The sequence below is a fragment of the Xanthomonas sp. AC360 genome, assembly GCF_979258225.1.
In genome coordinates, this window is the sequence record NZ_OZ409846.1 from 2,710,745 (window position 1) to 2,726,098 (window position 15,354).

At 65.9% G+C, this 15,354-nt stretch carries 16 protein-coding genes, 1 tRNA gene and 1 other RNA gene; 11 read left to right on the forward strand and 7 right to left on the reverse strand.

Translation table 11 applies throughout. The features are described 5' to 3' along the window. The first annotated feature begins 224 nt into the window (after window positions 1–224). Window positions 225–629: a DUF6165 family protein gene (locus ACZZ0O_RS11725; RefSeq protein WP_055845950.1), complete on the forward strand. Its 405-nt coding sequence runs from the start codon at window positions 225–227 to the stop codon at window positions 627–629. Between the two features lie 221 nt (window positions 630–850). On the opposite strand, the gene ACZZ0O_RS11730 is transcribed toward ACZZ0O_RS11725, so the two are convergent. After that, on the reverse strand, window positions 851–1,900 hold the full coding sequence (locus ACZZ0O_RS11730) for a glycosyltransferase family 9 protein (RefSeq protein WP_463590827.1): 1,050 nt from the start codon (window positions 1,898–1,900) through the stop codon (window positions 851–853). A gap of 20 nt (window positions 1,901–1,920) precedes the next feature. Between ACZZ0O_RS11730 and ACZZ0O_RS11735 the strand changes: the two genes are divergently transcribed. From ACZZ0O_RS11735 to ACZZ0O_RS11760, 6 genes are all read left to right on the forward strand, one after another. After that, window positions 1,921–2,670, forward strand: coding sequence for a 3-deoxy-D-manno-octulosonic acid kinase (locus ACZZ0O_RS11735; RefSeq protein ID WP_055845945.1), 750 nt, complete (start codon window positions 1,921–1,923; stop codon window positions 2,668–2,670). Next, entirely contained in the window at window positions 2,670–3,419 is a 750-nt protein-coding gene (locus ACZZ0O_RS11740) for an MBL fold metallo-hydrolase (RefSeq protein WP_323515370.1), read from the forward strand. The genes ACZZ0O_RS11735 and ACZZ0O_RS11740 overlap by 1 nt, the downstream gene beginning before the upstream one ends. Beyond that, a complete protein-coding gene (gene moaA / locus ACZZ0O_RS11745) occupies window positions 3,419–4,453 on the forward strand; it encodes a GTP 3',8-cyclase MoaA (protein WP_463590828.1) in 1,035 nt (344 codons plus the stop codon). Before ACZZ0O_RS11740 ends, moaA begins: the two co-directional genes overlap by 1 nt. Before the next feature lie 404 nt (window positions 4,454–4,857). Continuing rightward, window positions 4,858–5,355, forward strand: a complete 498-nt coding sequence (gene moaC / locus ACZZ0O_RS11750; protein ID WP_323518877.1) for a cyclic pyranopterin monophosphate synthase MoaC — start codon at window positions 4,858–4,860, stop codon at window positions 5,353–5,355. Further along, window positions 5,352–5,597: a MoaD/ThiS family protein gene (locus ACZZ0O_RS11755; protein WP_463590829.1), complete on the forward strand. Its 246-nt coding sequence runs from the start codon at window positions 5,352–5,354 to the stop codon at window positions 5,595–5,597. Before moaC ends, ACZZ0O_RS11755 begins: the two co-directional genes overlap by 4 nt. Continuing rightward, on the forward strand, window positions 5,594–6,037 hold the full coding sequence (locus tag ACZZ0O_RS11760) for a molybdenum cofactor biosynthesis protein MoaE (RefSeq protein ID WP_463590830.1): 444 nt from the start codon (window positions 5,594–5,596) through the stop codon (window positions 6,035–6,037). The genes ACZZ0O_RS11755 and ACZZ0O_RS11760 overlap by 4 nt, the downstream gene beginning before the upstream one ends. A gap of 422 nt (window positions 6,038–6,459) precedes the next feature. Here the strand turns inward: ACZZ0O_RS11760 and ffs are convergent. Further along, window positions 6,460–6,556: signal recognition particle sRNA small type (gene ffs, locus ACZZ0O_RS11765), an RNA gene on the reverse strand. A gap of 75 nt (window positions 6,557–6,631) precedes the next feature. Next, window positions 6,632–6,724 (reverse strand) — tRNA-Ser (locus tag ACZZ0O_RS11770). Window positions 6,725–6,859: 135 nt separating this feature from the next. Between ACZZ0O_RS11770 and dnaX the strand changes: the two genes are divergently transcribed. From dnaX to ACZZ0O_RS11790, 4 genes are all read left to right on the forward strand, one after another. Next, window positions 6,860–8,992 carry a DNA polymerase III subunit gamma/tau gene (dnaX, locus tag ACZZ0O_RS11775; protein WP_463590831.1) on the forward strand — a complete coding sequence of 711 codons (2,133 nt, stop codon included), beginning with the start codon at window positions 6,860–6,862 and terminating at the stop codon, window positions 8,990–8,992. A 5-nt stretch (window positions 8,993–8,997) separates the two neighbouring features. Continuing rightward, on the forward strand, window positions 8,998–9,318 hold the full coding sequence (locus ACZZ0O_RS11780) for a YbaB/EbfC family nucleoid-associated protein (RefSeq protein WP_005913896.1): 321 nt from the start codon (window positions 8,998–9,000) through the stop codon (window positions 9,316–9,318). Window positions 9,319–9,423: 105 nt separating this feature from the next. Continuing rightward, window positions 9,424–10,017, forward strand: a complete 594-nt coding sequence (gene recR / locus ACZZ0O_RS11785) for a recombination mediator RecR (protein ID WP_055845864.1) — start codon at window positions 9,424–9,426, stop codon at window positions 10,015–10,017. 269 nt (window positions 10,018–10,286) lie between these two features. Beyond that, the gene (locus ACZZ0O_RS11790) at window positions 10,287–10,637 is read left to right on the forward strand and encodes a histidine triad nucleotide-binding protein (RefSeq protein WP_055845861.1); all 351 of its coding nucleotides are present in this window, start codon (window positions 10,287–10,289) and stop codon (window positions 10,635–10,637) included. A gap of 315 nt (window positions 10,638–10,952) precedes the next feature. On the opposite strand, the gene ACZZ0O_RS11795 is transcribed toward ACZZ0O_RS11790, so the two are convergent. The 4 genes from ACZZ0O_RS11795 to ACZZ0O_RS11810 are packed head-to-tail and all read right to left on the reverse strand — an operon-like array spanning window position 10,953 to window position 15,340. Next, on the reverse strand, window positions 10,953–11,486 hold the full coding sequence (locus ACZZ0O_RS11795; RefSeq protein WP_055845858.1) for a Slp family lipoprotein: 534 nt from the start codon (window positions 11,484–11,486) through the stop codon (window positions 10,953–10,955). Continuing rightward, a complete protein-coding gene (locus ACZZ0O_RS11800) occupies window positions 11,483–13,432 on the reverse strand; it encodes a transglutaminase TgpA family protein (protein WP_463590832.1) in 1,950 nt (649 codons plus the stop codon). The genes ACZZ0O_RS11795 and ACZZ0O_RS11800 overlap by 4 nt, the downstream gene beginning before the upstream one ends. Next, on the reverse strand, window positions 13,425–14,381 hold the full coding sequence (locus ACZZ0O_RS11805) for a DUF58 domain-containing protein (protein ID WP_463590833.1): 957 nt from the start codon (window positions 14,379–14,381) through the stop codon (window positions 13,425–13,427). The genes ACZZ0O_RS11800 and ACZZ0O_RS11805 overlap by 8 nt, the downstream gene beginning before the upstream one ends. 5 nt (window positions 14,382–14,386) lie before the next feature. Beyond that, the gene (locus tag ACZZ0O_RS11810) at window positions 14,387–15,340 is read right to left on the reverse strand and encodes an AAA family ATPase (RefSeq protein ID WP_323537942.1); all 954 of its coding nucleotides are present in this window, start codon (window positions 15,338–15,340) and stop codon (window positions 14,387–14,389) included. Window positions 15,341–15,354 lie beyond the last annotated feature (14 nt).

The window sequence follows — 15,354 nt, forward strand, 5'->3', positions numbered from 1 at the left end:
AGTTTTGCCGGCGTCATTGGGGGGGTGAGAAGCCCCGGGTTCGACAGACAGCATCGCTGTCTGCACGGCGAAGCCGCCCGCAGGGCGAAGGCATGTAGTGCCGAGTGAATCTTCCCTCTCCGCCAGATTCGCATCAGCCCCCGCAAGGGGGCTTTTGTTTATGTGTCGCAGTCGGTTGTCGTTGCGATGACTACAATCCGTTCGATCCCCGTTGGAGGCTTGTCATGTCCGAGATCCTGGTGCCCGTGTCCTTTGGTGAGCTGCTCGACAAGATCGCGATCCTGCAGATCAAGTCCGAGCGCATGCGCGATGCGGCCAAGCTGGCCAATGTGCGTAACGAGTTGTCTGCGCTGGAAACCAGCTGGATGGCGCATCCGGCTGCCGGCCACGACATCGTGCGGCTGCGCGCCGAGCTCAAGGCCGTCAACGAGCGGCTGTGGGTGATCGAAGACGACATCCGGCTCAAGGAGCAGGCGCAAACCTTCGACGACAGCTTCGTGCAGCTGGCGCGCAGCGTCTACATCGAAAACGACGAGCGCGCGCGGATCAAGAAGGACATCAACCTGGCGCTGGGGTCTTCGTACGTGGAAGAGAAGTCCTACCAGGACTATCGCGCGACTGGCGCCTGAGCGGAGCGGAGTGATGGGCCGAGTGCGCCAGTACCAGTACCAGTCGGCGCACTGATACGAGGGCCGTCTTTCATCGCGATAGACGGCTTGCGCAATGCAGGGTGCATCGGCCTGAAGGTTTGCTGCTAAGTGACTCAGTCCTTGCGCGGACGAAGAACGGCGCGACGCGTCATTCGCCAGACGGATCCGGCCATCACTTGGACAGATCCGGTCGCCGGCCATTAGCGGAGATGATCCGCCCGATAGCGCTCGAACGCAGCGATCGCGTCGTCGACGGTAATCAGCGACATCACATCGTCGAACTCGATCTTGGTGCCCCAGCTGAGCTGATCGGCCGGCTTGTGCAGAAACTTGCGCGCCGCCGCGTCGTAACGGTCCACGCAATAGCGCACGTCCGAATACGGGCCGCTGCGTCGTGGATTGCTGGCCGCGTGCAACCCCAGCACCTTGCTGCCCATCGCGTTGGCGATATGCATTGGTCCCGAATCCGGAGTGACCACGAGGTTGGCGCGGGCGAGCAGCGCAGGCAGCTGCTTGAGGGTGTCCTTGCCGACCAGATCCAGCACTGGGGCATGCGTATTCGCCACGATGGCATCGGCGGTGCTGCGTTCCAGTTCGCTGCGGCCGCCGCACAGCACCACGCGCCAGCCCTGGGCCGCCGCATGGTCGGCAAGCGCGGCGTGGCGGTCGGGATACCAGTTGCGCTGCACGTGACTGGAGCACGGGGAAATCATCAGCACCGGGCGGCCATCGTCGTCCCATTGCGCGCGCGCCCAGGCGTGCGCAGCGTCGGGTACCGGCAGGTCCCAGCGCACCTGGGTCTGGCGCAGGCCCAGCGGCTCGGCGAAGCTGCCGATGGCGTCGAGCACGTGGATGCCGGGGCGGTCGGCAATGCGTTCGTTGACGAACAGGCCGTGCAGATCCTTGGAGCGGCTGCGGTCGTAGCCGATGCGGCGGCGCGCCGGCACGAATGCCGACAGCACATTGGCGCGCAACGCCACCTGCATCTGCAACAAGGCGTCAAAGCGTCCCAGCGGAGCCAGCGCCTGGCGTAGCGCGCGCATGCCCGCCACGCCGCTGCGTTTGTCGTAGGCATGGAAGTGCACGCCGGGCAGGCCGTCGAGCAGCTTCAGGCCGGCCTTGTCGATGATCCAGTGCAGCTGCGTCTGCGGGAAACCCGCCTGCAGCGTGCGCACCAGCGGCACCACATGGGTTACGTCGCCCAGGGCGGACAAGCGCAGCAAACACAGCGATGCAGGCGTTACAGCCATGGTGTTGTTAGACTCGATAGATGGTTTCTTTCGACGCCACCGAAGCGCTGACGCCGTACCGCGAGGGCCGCGGCTATGGCGCCATTCTGTTCGACCGCGAACGGCTGCGGCAAGCCGACGCCGAGCTGTTTTCGCCGCAACACTGGGGCGACAGGGCGCGGCCGGTCGACGAAGGCGGGCGCGGCGGTGCCTGGTTTGTGGATGCGCCGTTCGGCCGCAGCGTGTTGCGGCAGTATCTGCGCGGCGGCATGGCCGCGCGCGTCAGCCGCGACCGGTATGTGTGGAAAGGCGCGGGGCGCACACGCAGTTTTGCCGAGTTCCGGCTGATGCGCGAACTGATCACTCGCAAGTTGCCAGTGCCACGCCCCCTGGCGGCCTGCTATCTGCGCGAAGGTCTGGGCTATCGCGCGGCACTGTTGATGGAACGGCTGGAAGACGTGCGCTCGCTGGCCGACCATGCACAGGTGGCTGGGCGTGGCGCGCCGTGGGAAGCGACAGGGCAGTTGATTGCGCGTTTCCATCGCGCCGGCCTGGATCACGCCGATCTCAACGCGCACAACATCCTGTTCGATGCCGGCGGGCATGGTTGGCTGATCGATTTCGACCGTGGCGTGCTGCGCATTCCGGCCACGCGCTGGCGCGAGCGCAATCTCAAGCGGCTGCATCGCTCGCTGTTGAAGCTGCGCGGCAATCGCAGCCGCGAAGAGGTCGACAAGGATTACGAGCGGCTGCATCGCGCTTACGAGCTGGCCTGGGGCCGGGGCTACTGATGCAGTGGGCGTTGCGCGTGCAGGGGGTCGGCAATGCGTCGGCGGTGGCGCTCGGTTCGCCGATGGCCACGCTCGAGCGCGCTGGCGCGCCGTGGCTGACCATCGATTGCGGCAGCGAGGGGTTGACCGCCTATCAAGCGCATTACGGCCACCTGCCGCAGGCCATCTTCATCACCCATGTGCATCTGGACCATGTTGGCGGGCTGGAGCGAGTCTTCGTCGACAGCTACTTCTCCGAGCGACGCGGGCGCACGCGCCTGTATGTGCCGGCGCCGGTGGTGCCGCTGCTGCAGCGGCGCATCGCCGACTACCCGAACGTGCTGGCCGAGGGTGGGGCGAACTTCTGGGATGCGTTTCAGCTGGTGCCGGTCGGCGATGCCTTCTGGCACGACGGGGTGCGGCTGGAGGTGTTCCCGGTGCGCCACCACTGGCCGGAGACGGCCTACGGGCTGCGTCTGAAAGGGGCGCTGGTATGGACCGGTGACACCCGGCCGATCCCGGAAATGCTGAAGCGTTATGCGGACGACAACGAGCTCATCGCGCATGACTGCGGTGTTCACGGCAACCCGTCGCATACTGGCGTGGATGATCTGGAGCGGGAATACCCGCAGGACCTGTTGAGCCGCATGCTGCTGTACCACTACGCCAGCGACGCCGACGGCGACGTGCTGCGTGCACGCGGCCATCGCGTCGCCGTGCCCGGGCAACACCTGACGCTGGCGGACCCGACCGCCGCAACGGTGCGCTGATGGGCGCCTTGTCGCTGCCGACCCTGACCGGTGCCCCGATGCAGGACCGCTACGGTCGCCCGCTGCGCGATCTGCGCCTGTCGGTGATCGAAGCCTGCAATTTTCGCTGCGGTTATTGCATGCCGGCCGACCGCGTGCCCGACGATTACGGCTTCGATGCGCAACAGCGCTTGGGCTTCGATCAGCTGGAAACGTTGGTGCGGGCGTTTGTGTCGGTGGGTGTCACCAAGGTGCGCCTGACCGGTGGCGAGCCGTTGCTGCGTCGCGATTTGCCGACCTTGGTTGCGCGACTCACCGCCATCGAAGGGATCGAGGATCTGGCGTTGACCACCAATGGCGCCTTGCTTGCGCGCCAGGCCAACGCGCTGCGCCAGGCCGGGCTGCGCCGTATCACGGTGAGCATGGACGCGCTCGAGCCGGCGCTGTTCAAGCGCATGAGCGGCGACCGTGGCGACATCGCGCAGGTCCTGGCCGGCATTGCCGCCGCCGAACAGGCCGGTTTCAAACGGTTGAAGATCAATTGCGTGGTCCAGCGTGGCGTCAACGAAGATCAGGTGCTGCCTCTGGTGGAGCACTTCCGCGGCACCGGGCATGTGTTGCGCTTCATCGAATTCATGGACGTGGGCAGTTGTAACGGCTGGACCCCGGACGCGGTAGTGAGCTCGGCGCAGTTGCACGCGCGCATTCACGCACGCTGGCCGTTGATGGCACTGGACGCCAATTACACTGGTGAAGTCGCGCAACGCCACGCGTTTGTCGACGGTGCGGGCGAGGTGGGATTTGTCAGTTCGGTCAGCGTGCCGTTTTGCGGCGACTGCCAGCGCGCGCGCGTGTCGGCCGATGGTCACCTGTACACCTGCCTGTTCGCCAGCCAGGGCCACGATCTGAAGCCGGCGTTGGCCGACGGCGAGCAAGGGTTGGCGACACACTTGCGTCAACGCTGGAGCATGCGTGGCGACCGCTACAGTGAAGTGCGTGCATCAGCGGAACCGCGCCGCGGCAAGCCGGTCGAGATGTTTTTGATCGGCGGATAAGTGAGCGCACGCGTCTGCGGCAGGTGAGCGCTGGAGTCGCGCTTGCTCGATCCACGGGTGCGTGACGACACGCAGGCGCTGGAAGCGCGGCTCGCCCCTGAGTTTATGAATTCTTAGAGTCCGCCGCGTCCACGCGCCACTACGCGGCGCGACGTCATCGCCGCGCCGCGTTCCAGTGCCGCTGTTGGCGGTTGCCATGCCGATGCCTTCGCGTGCGTGCTGCAGGCGCCGGATCTCGCGCAGCTGCGGTGCCCCACGGTCGATGGCAGCGGTGGGCTCGAACGGCATGCGTTGCGCAGCTCGTTATGGCACAGGGGCCCGGATGATCACGGCGGCTGTTTCATCAAGGCACCCCATTCACCGACAATGCCGCATCCTGAGTGTCTATCACCGTGTCGTTTCCCATGCCTGCCAAGTCCCGTCCCACGCGCCTGACCCACCTGGATGATGCCGGGCTCCCCACCATGGTGGATGTCTCGGACAAGGCGGTCACCGCACGCAGCGCCACAGCGACCAGCCGGGTACGGTTTCCGGCGTCCGTCGCCGCGCAGTTGCGCGCCAACGGCCTGCGCAGCGCCAAGGGTGGCATCGTCGAGACCGCGGTGATTGCCGGCACCATGGCCGTCAAACGCACGCACGAGCTGATTCCGTTCTGCCATCCACTGCCGATCGATGGCTGTCGTTTCGAGATCGACTGGGCAGGCGAGCAGGTGCTGGAGATTCACTGCACCGTGCGCTGCGTACATCGCACCGGTGTGGAGATGGAAGCGCTCACCGGTGCCAGCGTGGCGGCGCTGACGGTCTACGACATGTGCAAGGCGTTATCGCACGGCATGACCATCGGGCCGACCAAATTGGTGTCCAAGCGTGGCGGCAAGCGCGATATCGGAGTGGCGCAATGACTGCAACGGTGACGGTGTTGTATTTCGCCAGCCTGCGCGAAGCGGCTGGGATCGCCGACGAGCGTGTGCAATCCGGCGCGCCCGATCTGCACGGCCTGTATGCCGAACTCGATGCGCGGCACGGCTTGCGCTGGATGCCTGCGCAGTTGCGCGTTGCCGTCGACGGCGCCTTCGCGCGCTGGGACGATGTGCTGCGCGATGGCAGCGAAGTGGTGTTTATTCCGCCAGTGTCGGGAGGTTGAGCGTGAGCGATGACGTCGTGGCCATCTTTGCGCTTTCCGATCTGCCGTTGCCGGTGGAGCAGTTGCGTTCCGGCGCCGCGCATCCGCATGCCGGTGCGTTTGCCAGTTTCGAAGGCTGGGTGCGCAATCACAACGAAGGCCGTGGCGTTGCCGGGTTGCGCTACGAAGCCTACGCCGCGCTGGCGCAGGCGGAAGGTCAGCGCGTGCTCGACGAAGCGGCGCGCCGGTTCTCCATCGTGCATGCGCACTGCGTGCATCGGGTCGGCGAGCTGCAGATCGGCGACATGGCGGTCTGGGTGGGCGTCAGTGCGGCGCACCGCGGCGCTGCGTTCGACGCATGCCGCTACATCATCGACGAGGTCAAGGCGCGCGTGCCGATCTGGAAGCACGAGCATTACCTGGAAGGCGACGCGGGCTGGTTGCATCCTGAGTCGCAGTGACGTCCTCAACCGAGTGTGTGCGGTGGCGTAATGCACTGCTGGGGCTGCCGGTTTGGCGGCCGCCCTCGTGTTCGATCATGCCCTGCCAAAAGTTAGCCGGTGTGGCCTAATAAGCTGCCGCAGCTATGCTGAAACGCGCACGGCAATGGTCCGCGCGCTGAGGCATGCGGGAAGGTTGGGAAAATCTCCGACGGTTGACCTCAGCGCCCGCATCGATCGATACGCGTCGAGCAGGGCGTTCCCGTTGCGGAGATGTCTGGCGCCGTCGCTAAGGGCGTCAGCAATGCAAGCGAAGATCTTGGGCGTGGCGTGGCGCAGCGCACAGCACGCTCCGTGACGGATGCTGCCGATTCCAGACAATGACCTGCGCCTGGAGCATCGACCAGGTCGATCCAGCGCGTGCAAATATAAGTAGGGTGGTGTCCCCGCCGGTTGACCTCGGCGCCCGCATCAATCGATACCGTTGCTGCCTTCCGGCCCTGGCGGGATTTTCGATCTAGCGTCGCGAGGGACCGACGGGGCCACCATAAGACGTGGGCCACTGGCATGGCCCTGCGATTTGCGACAGTGGTGTCATTGCGCAAATCATGAAACTGGCGGAGAGAGGGGGATTCGAACCCCCGAAGCGCGGTTTAGACGCTTACACACTTTCCAGGCGTGCTCCTTCAACCACTCGGACACCTCTCCGTACCTGTACGACCGGGGTCTAACAGGGCCGCAAATTCTAGCGGTCGCCGGCCCGTACCACAAGCTGAATCTTTCCGGCGCAGTCGGTGAGACGTGCCGTGGCACAATATCGGCTCAGAACAAGCTGGTTGCCCGATGTCTTATCTCGTTCTTGCCCGCAAGTGGCGCCCGAAGCGTTTTGCCGAACTCGTGGGCCAGGAACACGTGGTCCGCGCGCTCACCAACGCGCTCGACAGCGGGCGCGTGCACCACGCGTTTTTGTTCACCGGCACGCGCGGCGTGGGCAAGACCACCATTGCGCGCATTTTCGCCAAGTCGCTGAACTGCGAGACCGGCACCAGTGCCGACCCGTGCGGCACCTGTCCGGCCTGCCTGGACATCGATGCCGGCCGCTATATCGACCTGCTGGAAATCGACGCCGCCTCCAACACCGGCGTGGACGATGTGCGCGAAGTGATCGAGAACGCGCAGTACATGCCCTCGCGCGGCAAGTTCAAGGTCTACCTGATCGACGAAGTGCACATGCTCTCCAAGGCGGCGTTCAATGCGCTGCTCAAAACCCTGGAAGAGCCGCCGGAACACGTGAAATTCTTGCTCGCCACCACCGACCCGCAAAAACTGCCGGTGACGGTGTTGTCGCGCTGCCTGCAGTTCAACCTCAAGCGCTTGGACGAGGACCAGATTCAGGGGCAGATGACCCGCATCCTGGCCGCCGAGGAGATCGAATCGGATCCGTCGGCAATCGTGCAGCTGTCAAAGGCGGCCGATGGCTCCCTGCGCGATGGCTTGTCGCTGCTGGATCAGGCAATCGCCTATGCCGGCGGTGCGCTGCGCGAGGATGTGGTGCGCACGATGCTGGGCACGGTGGACCGCACCCAGGTCGGGGCGATGCTGCAGTCGCTGGCCGACGGCGATGGCGCGCGCCTGCTGCAGGTGGTCGCCGCACTTGCGGAATTTTCGCCGGATTGGAGCGGCGTGCTGGAAGCCCTTGCCGAGGCTTTGCACCGCGTGCAGGTGCAGCAGCTGGTGCCGTCGGTGGCGTTCGTCGGCGACGGTATCGACCCGACCCCATTCGCCGCGCAGCTGCGGCCGGAAGTGGTGCAGCTGTGGTACCAGATGGCGCTCAACGGGCGCCGCGATCTGTATCTGGCGCCTAGCCCGCGCGCCGGCTTCGAGATGGCCGTGCTGCGCATGCTGGCGTTTCGCCCCGCTGCGGCGGTGCCGGCCGGAAGCAGCGACGATGGCCGCGGTGCCAGCGCAGGTGGCGGCGCACGCGCGTCCGCTGCGGGCGTACAGGCGGCTGCACCGGTGACCGCTGCGGCTGCAGTGCCTGTCAGGCCGGTCGAGGCGGTTGAAGCGGTGCAGGGTGCGGGTGTTGCTGCGGCGCCGGTAGTCACGGCAACTTCGGCTTCAACATCGGCACCAATAGCAACATCGGCACCGACACAAACACCACCGACACCAACGGCAGCACCGGCCGACGCAGCCTCGGCTCCGGTTGTGGTGCTTCCTGCAGCAGAGCCGTCGCTCGATGGTCGCTCGTCCGCTGCTGTGCGCACTGATGACACGCCGCCGTGGGCGGTGGACGATGCGCCGGTGCGCACGCATGCTGCGCCAGCGTCCGTGTCCGATACGGCGGTTGTGCTGGCACCCGAATCTGCAATGGCGCTGCCGCAGGAAGCCGCTATTGCGGCGCCGATCATGGCGGTGCCCGAACGTGTGCCTGCGCTTGCTGCCGCCACTGCTCCCGTGCCGACAGAGACGGCTGCAGATGCGCTCTCTGCTGGTCCTGCGTCTGCCGAAGCTTCGCCAGCTTCAGCATCGCTATCCGCATCGGCGCCCAGCAACGATTCGAACACGCTGATCGACGACAGCCGCATTGCCGACGCCGAACAATGGCTTGAGCTGGTCACGCGTAGCGGGTTGAACGGCCCGTCGCGTCAGCTCGCGGCCAATGCGGCGTTTATCGGCCATCGCGATGGCGTGCTGCGGCTTGCGCTGGCGCCGGGCTTCGAATATCTCAACTCCGAGCGCTCCATCGCCAATCTGGCGCAGGCGCTGGCGCCGGTCCTCGGAGACACGCCGCGTATCGTGATCGAAACCGGCAGCGCCGATGTCGAGACCTTGCATGAGCGCGCCAACCGGCAGAAAGGCGAGCGCCAGAGCGCAGCCGAAACCGCCTTCATGAACGACCCGAATGTGCAGCAGCTGATCCAGCAGCAGGGCGCGCGGGTCGTTCCCGATTCCATCCGCCCTTACGACGAGTAACGACCATGCGTGGAAACATTGCCCAATTGATGCAACAGGCGCAGAAGATGCAGGAAAACCTGCAGCGCGCCCAGGAAGAACTGGCCAAGCTGGAAGTCACCGGCACTGCCGGCGGCGGCATGGTCAGCGTGACGCTGACCGGCGCCAAGGAATGCCGCAAGGTACGGATCGACCCCAGCATCCTCTCCGACCAGGAAATGGCCGAGGACCTGATTGCCGCAGCCTTCAACGACGCCTCCAACAAGATCGATGCCGAATCCAAGGACCGCATGGGTTCGGCTACCGCCGGCATGCAGCTGCCGCCAGGCATGAAGTTGCCGTTCTAAGAATCAGGGATTGGGCATTCGGGATTGGAGATTGGCAAAAGCGAGATGGCTTTTGCCTTTGCGTTTGCGTATCCCGAATCTCCATTCCCGAATCCCGGCCACTCGATGTCCTCCTTACTCGAACAATTGATCGAAGCCTTCCGGGTGTTACCGGGGGTGGGCCAGAAATCGGCGCAGCGCATGGCCTATCACGTGCTCGAGCGCGAGCGCGAGGGTGGGCGGCGGCTGGCGACGGCGCTTGCCAGCGCGGTGGAAAAGGTCGGCCATTGCGTGCAATGCCGCGACTTCACCGAGGCGGAAATCTGCCCGATCTGTGCCAATGCCAGCCGCGACCGGCAGCAGCTGTGCGTGGTGGAATCGCCAGCCGATCGTTTGGCGATCGAGCACGCTACCGGCTACCGCGGGGTGTATTTCATTCTGCAGGGACGGCTGTCGCCGCTGGATGGTATCGGCCCGCGCGAGCTGGGGCTGGACCAACTCGGCGAACGCCTGGCCGCCGGTGAAATCACCGAGATGATCATCGCCACCAACGCCACCGTGGAGGGAGAGGCCACCGCGCATTACCTGGCGCAGTTGGCGCGCCAGCATGGCGTGCGCCCAAGCCGGCTCGCGCAAGGCATGCCGCTGGGTGGCGAGCTGGAGTATGTGGATCGCGGGACGCTATCGCACGCCTTCGGTACCCGCAGTGAGGTTGTTTGAGCGTGGGGATTGGGGAGTCGGGATTTGGGATTGGTCAAAGCGGCCTGGCTGCGCGCTTCAGATTCTACGAAGCCCGAATCACCAATCCCGAGTCACCAGCCGGCTGTTCGCTAGGGAAATCCAGTTGCCGCGTCGATGAAAACGACGAAGGCGCTTGCCCTTGAAAGCAGTCAGGTAGCTTGAGACAGGAATTGGATCTGTACAGAGCGGCCAGGCAACGCGCGGTAAGCTCTTACCAATCCCAAATGACCAATCCCCAATCCCTCGCCATGTCCGACACCATCTTCAGCAAGATCATCCGTCGCGAAATCCCGGCCACCATCGTTTACGAAGACGACGAGGTGCTGGGCTTTGAAGACATCGCGCCGCAGGCGCCGGTGCATGTGCTCTTCATTCCCAAGCTGCACGCCATTCCCACCCTGGACGACGTCCCGCCTGAGCAAGCGTTGCTGGTCGGCAAGTTGGCGCTCGCCGCTGCCGCGTACGCACGTGAGCAGGGCCTGGCGCAGGACGGCTACCGCATTGTGATGAATTGCCGCGAGCATGCCGGGCAGACGGTGTTTCATATCCATCTGCATCTGCTGGCCGGTGCACCGCTGGGCCGCTTCGGCACGCCCTGACGGAAGCGCTTGGCCTTGCCACCGATGTGACCAAACAGGTTATCGAGCGGAAAGGGCAGGCCAGGGGTGAGCATCGCCAATCGCCAATCGCCAGTGCTGCGGTTGCGAGCCGATGTACACAAGCCTGCGCTCACAGCATCCGCGCAGTCGTCGCGGTTCCAGCAGGGCTTGTTGCGCCCACGCAGCGCCGGGGCTGGCGAAATGGCGAAGTAAGAATCCAGCAAAAACGCGCTAATGCCGGCAGCTCGCCCGCGCAAACAAAAACGCCGCTCTTTAAAGAGCGGCGTTTTGCATCACAGTTGACTCAGCAGCCGATTACCACCAGCCGCGGCCCCAGCCCCAGCCGCCGCCCCAGCGCGGACCCCACGGGTCGCCCCAGGGGCCGTACGGGTACGCCTGAATCACGTCGACGTCGCGCACTTCCGGCCACAGGTAGACCACATCCGCCGCCACCTTGGGCAGCTTGTAGTCGTACTCGCCGATCTTGGTGGTCTCATAGCCTTCGATCTTGCCGATGAAGGTGACTTCGCGGCCGGGTTCGAACACCGCCGGGTCATAGAAGCCCGAGCGGCAGGCCAGGAAGCGGCCATCGCTGGCATCCACGGCATTGCGGTCCGGGCGGCCGCTGGCGTTGAGCGGGCGCGAGATCAACTCGAAGCAGGTCTGGCCCTGGCTCGGCTTGGTCTGGATGATCTTGCCGCCCCAGCGCACCGAAGTGCCGAGCTGCGCGCTGGCAGTGGAATCGCTCGGGCTGACCGTGGGGAACTGGCCCTGCAGCGGCTTGGGCGCGGTGGCGCAGGCTGCGAGCCCGAGCACGGCGACAATGGGAAAAAGAAAGCGGGTACTCATGAGGAAACTCCGGTTCGCGGGCGATGCTGCTGCAGATCTTTGAGGAGTGAGGCGCTGTCCGAATCAGCGCCAGCGTAGCGCGCGGCAGCGAAACGTTGGCTGAGTGCCAACAGTGTGGTGTCGGGGTGGGTGCGGGCGACGCGTTGCGCCCAGGCGATGGCCGGTTCGTGCAGTTCGCGGGCAAGGCCCAGCTTGCCGTAGCGCCGGCTCAGCCGGTGCCAGGCGCGCAGCAGCGGGTCGCGTTCGCGTTCGCCGCGCGCCAGCAGCCAGCTCATCCACGCCAGTGCGCTGACCGCGAACACGCCGAAGATGGTGGCCAGCTGGGTGGGCTCCAGACGGTCGATGCCGAACGGCTGCAGCAGCCGTTGTTGGCGGTCTGCATTGAAGGACAGCACCAGATCGTTCCAGCCACGCCGCAGCCAGTCGCTGACCTGGCCCAGGCCGGCCCAGGTGCCGAGCTGGGCAAAATTGTTGCCATCGGTTTGCAGGCGATCTTCCAGCGTGTCGTAGATGCGTTCCGGCGCCACGGCGGCAGTGGGGTCCACACGCACCCAGCCGCGGCCGGCCAGCCACACCTCGGTCCACGCATGCGCATCCATGCGGCGCACCACCCAGTAGTTGCCCAGCCCGTTGTAGGTGCCACCCGCATAGCCGGTGACCACGCGCGCGGGGATGCCGGCGGCGCGCATTAGCACCACGAACGAGGAGCTGAAGTGCTCGCAAAACCCGGCTTTTTGCTGAAACAGGAATTCATCCACGCTATTGCGGCCAAGCAGTGGCGTGTCCAGCGTGTAGGCGAATTCGCGGGTGATCCACCCCAGTGCGCGCTGCACGACGGCATCGTCGTTGTTGCCGGCGTCGGCCCGCCATTGCCTGGCAAGCGCAACGGTGCGCGGATTGAAGCCGGGCGGCAGCGCCAAGGCGCGTTTGCGCAACTGATCGGGCAGGTCGGTATCGAAACGTGCCGGTGGCGCCGATTGCAACTCCCAGCGGGTCAGTGCGCTCAATGGCCGCTGCGCGAACAGTTCGTAATCGGGCGACAGCTCGGCGTCGGCCACGCCCTGGGTCGGCAGGTCCAGCGACACCAATTGGCGACGATCGGTGGGCTCGTAATCCAGTCGATAACGATAGGTCTGCGGGCCGGACGTGACCGACGCGGGTTGGCCACGACCGGTCCAGCGCGCGCGCTGCCAGGTGCGGCCGTCGAAATCCCACATCACCGGCCCACGCCAGTAGCGCTGCGGCGGCGGTGGCGCCTTGCCCGTGAATTGCACGCGCAAGGCCGGGCTGTCGTCGGCCATCAGGTCGATCCATTCGCCTGGCGACATGTTGTCCGAGAGTCCAGGCCGGGACAGTGCGCGCTCGGGCACGCCCCACAGCGGCGAACTCAGGCGCGGCAGCAACCAGAACGTTGCCAGCGCCAGTGGCACCCCGATGGCGACCAGCTTGCCGATCCCGCGCAACTGCAGGCGTAGCGAAGGCGTGCGGGTGCGATGCTCCTCGTCGGCCAGCCGCTGCATGCTGAGCAAGGCGCTGACCACTGCCAGCAGCGCCAGGCCCATGGTTGCCGGGCCCTGGTCGAGCAGGAATGCCGCAAATGGCGCGAACAAGGCAAAGCCGAGCAGGCTGCGCGCATCGCGCAGGGTGCGCAGTTCGGAGGCCTTGATCGCCAGCATCGCGGCAAGCACCGCACAGCCGGTATCGCGGCCGAAGCGCATGCCGATCTGCCAGTACACCGCCGCCAGCATTGCGATCACCAGCAATACCCGCACCGGCGCCATCACGGTGCCGCGCCAGCTCAGCACGCCGACCAGGACCGCGGCTACCGCAATGGTGATAGCGAGCAGGCCGGGCAGCTGCAGCAATAACGGCGCCAGTGCCAGCCAGCTGGTGGCCAGGACCCAGCCGCGGCTGGGCTGGCTGATCGGGAGGGATGGCTCAGTCATGAGGAAGCAGCGCCAGGGCGCGCAGGCACAAGTGCTGGTGGGACGGGCCTTGCGCAGGCCCCAGTGGTGGCTGGCCTGGCAGCAGCAGGCGATAACGCCGCCCGTCGCGCTCGGCCAGATTGACCCAGCGGGCAAGCCGCGCGATGCGGCGTTCGTACGGCAGCGCGTGCAGCGTGCGCCAGTCGAGCGTCACTTCGATGCCCAGCGGCTGTTCGTATTCGCGCACCAGCAAGGTGTCGCGACGCGCGGAATGCTTCCAGGAAATCGTGCGCGGCGCATCGCCGGCGCGATATGGGCGCAGCTGATGCAGTTCCTCGCCTTGCGCGTGCAGGCGGGTCTGGTTGGGCGAACCGGCGCCGTCGGGCAGCGTGGGGCCGTGGTCTTCGGGTTTGGGGTAGGCCAGTAGCGGGGTTTCCGGCCACACCCAAGACCAGGCCCGCACCAGGCCCAGCGGCTGGGTGCTCGACAGCCGGATGCGTTCGATGTCCTGCCAGCCGCGCTGCGTGGTGGGCACCAGCAGGTCGACGTCGGCCATCTCGTGCTCGACCAGCGAACAGAAACCGCTGCTTTGCAGATGGTCCAGCCGCAGCCCGCGCCGCACGCGGGTATCGCGACGTGCCAGCGACACCCGCATGCGCAGCGGCTCGCCGGCCACCACAGGTTCGGCCGAGACCGCTTCGATGCGCAGCGCCGACAACTGCAGATGCGCCATGATGCTGCTGGCGATCCCGGCGGTGGCCAGCAGCAAGGCCAGCAGCAACGCCGGGTTGTTGTTGTAGTTCAACGCGCCCAGCAGCATCGCCAACAGCAAGGCGGTGATGAACAACCCGAAGCGGGTCGGCAACACATAGATACGCCGCCGATCCAGCACGATCGGCAACGCTTCCGCTCCCCGCGGATGGGCCAGCAGGCTGAGCCGGCGGCCGATGCCGCGCAAGGGTGCACGCACGTGTGTCAGTCCACCGGCACGCTGTGCAGCAGCGCCTTGGCCAGTGCCGGCCCGGAGGACGATTCTGCTTCCGGCACCAGCCGATGCCCGGCCACGGCCACGAACAGCGCCTGTACGTCTTCCGGCAGCACATGCTCGCGTCCGAGCAACAGCGCATACGCCTTGGCGGCGCGCAGCAGCGCGATGCCGGCACGTGGCGACAGGCCCACGCGTACCCCGGCGTGCTGGCGGCTACGCAGCAGCAGCGCCTGCACGTAGCCGATCAAGGCATCGCTAGTGTGGATCTGATTGACCCCCGCACGCAGCGCGACCACCTCGGTATCGCTGAGCTGCGGTGCGGCCTGGGCGATCAGTTCGCGTCGGTCCACCCCGGACAGGAGCTCGCGCTCGGCATCGGCGCTGGGGTAGCCCAGGCTGAGCCGTAGCAGAAAGCGATCCAGCTGCGAATCCGGCAACGGAAACGTGCCGGACAGGTCGACCGGATTCTGCGTGGCGATCACGAAGAACGGTTCCGGCAAGGCATGCGTCACGCCGTCCAGGGTGACCTGTTGTTCGGCCATGGCTTCCAGTAGCGAGCTCTGCGTGCGCGGCGGCGCGCGATTGATCTCGTCGGCCAGCAGCACATGGGTGAACACCGGGCCGGGGTGGAACTGGAACTGGCGCGAGGCCGCGTCGTACACCGACACGCCCAGCACATCGGCCGGCAGCAGGTCGGAGGTGAACTGCACGCGCTGGAAGCCCAATCCCAGGCTGGAGGCCATGGCGTGGGCCAGGGTGGTCTTGCCCAGGCCGGGCAGGTCTTCGATCAACAGATGTCCCCCGGACAGCAGCGCCACGAACGCCAATCGCACTTCCTGCGCCTTGCCCAACAACAGCGAATTGACCTGGTCTTGCGCGCGCCGCAGCGATTGGCGCAGCGCATCGGTTAGCATTTCCGTGGAACGCAGCGGTGTCGACATCACAATTCCGTAGG

Excerpts from the sequence above, each read along its gene's own strand:
- recR (WP_055845864.1), top strand. The coding sequence starts at position 9,424 with ATGTCCTCCTTACTCGAACAATTGATCGAAGCCTTCCGGGTGTTACCG.
- dnaX (WP_463590831.1), top strand. The coding sequence starts at position 6,860 with ATGTCTTATCTCGTTCTTGCCCGCAAGTGGCGCCCGAAGCGTTTTGCC.
- moaA (WP_463590828.1), top strand. The coding sequence starts at position 3,419 with ATGGGCGCCTTGTCGCTGCCGACCCTGACCGGTGCCCCGATGCAGGAC.
- ACZZ0O_RS11790 (WP_055845861.1), top strand. The coding sequence starts at position 10,287 with ATGTCCGACACCATCTTCAGCAAGATCATCCGTCGCGAAATCCCGGCC.
- ACZZ0O_RS11740 (WP_323515370.1), top strand. The coding sequence starts at position 2,670 with ATGCAGTGGGCGTTGCGCGTGCAGGGGGTCGGCAATGCGTCGGCGGTG.
- ACZZ0O_RS11755 (WP_463590829.1), top strand. The coding sequence starts at position 5,352 with ATGACTGCAACGGTGACGGTGTTGTATTTCGCCAGCCTGCGCGAAGCG.
- ACZZ0O_RS11795 (WP_055845858.1), bottom strand. The coding sequence starts at position 11,486 with ATGAGTACCCGCTTTCTTTTTCCCATTGTCGCCGTGCTCGGGCTCGCA.
- ACZZ0O_RS11780 (WP_005913896.1), top strand. The coding sequence starts at position 8,998 with ATGCGTGGAAACATTGCCCAATTGATGCAACAGGCGCAGAAGATGCAG.
- ACZZ0O_RS11735 (WP_055845945.1), top strand. The coding sequence starts at position 1,921 with ATGGTTTCTTTCGACGCCACCGAAGCGCTGACGCCGTACCGCGAGGGC.
- ACZZ0O_RS11730 (WP_463590827.1), bottom strand. The coding sequence starts at position 1,900 with ATGGCTGTAACGCCTGCATCGCTGTGTTTGCTGCGCTTGTCCGCCCTG.
- ACZZ0O_RS11725 (WP_055845950.1), top strand. The coding sequence starts at position 225 with ATGTCCGAGATCCTGGTGCCCGTGTCCTTTGGTGAGCTGCTCGACAAG.
- ACZZ0O_RS11800 (WP_463590832.1), bottom strand. The coding sequence starts at position 13,432 with ATGACTGAGCCATCCCTCCCGATCAGCCAGCCCAGCCGCGGCTGGGTC.
- ACZZ0O_RS11810 (WP_323537942.1), bottom strand. The coding sequence starts at position 15,340 with ATGTCGACACCGCTGCGTTCCACGGAAATGCTAACCGATGCGCTGCGC.
- moaC (WP_323518877.1), top strand. The coding sequence starts at position 4,858 with ATGCCTGCCAAGTCCCGTCCCACGCGCCTGACCCACCTGGATGATGCC.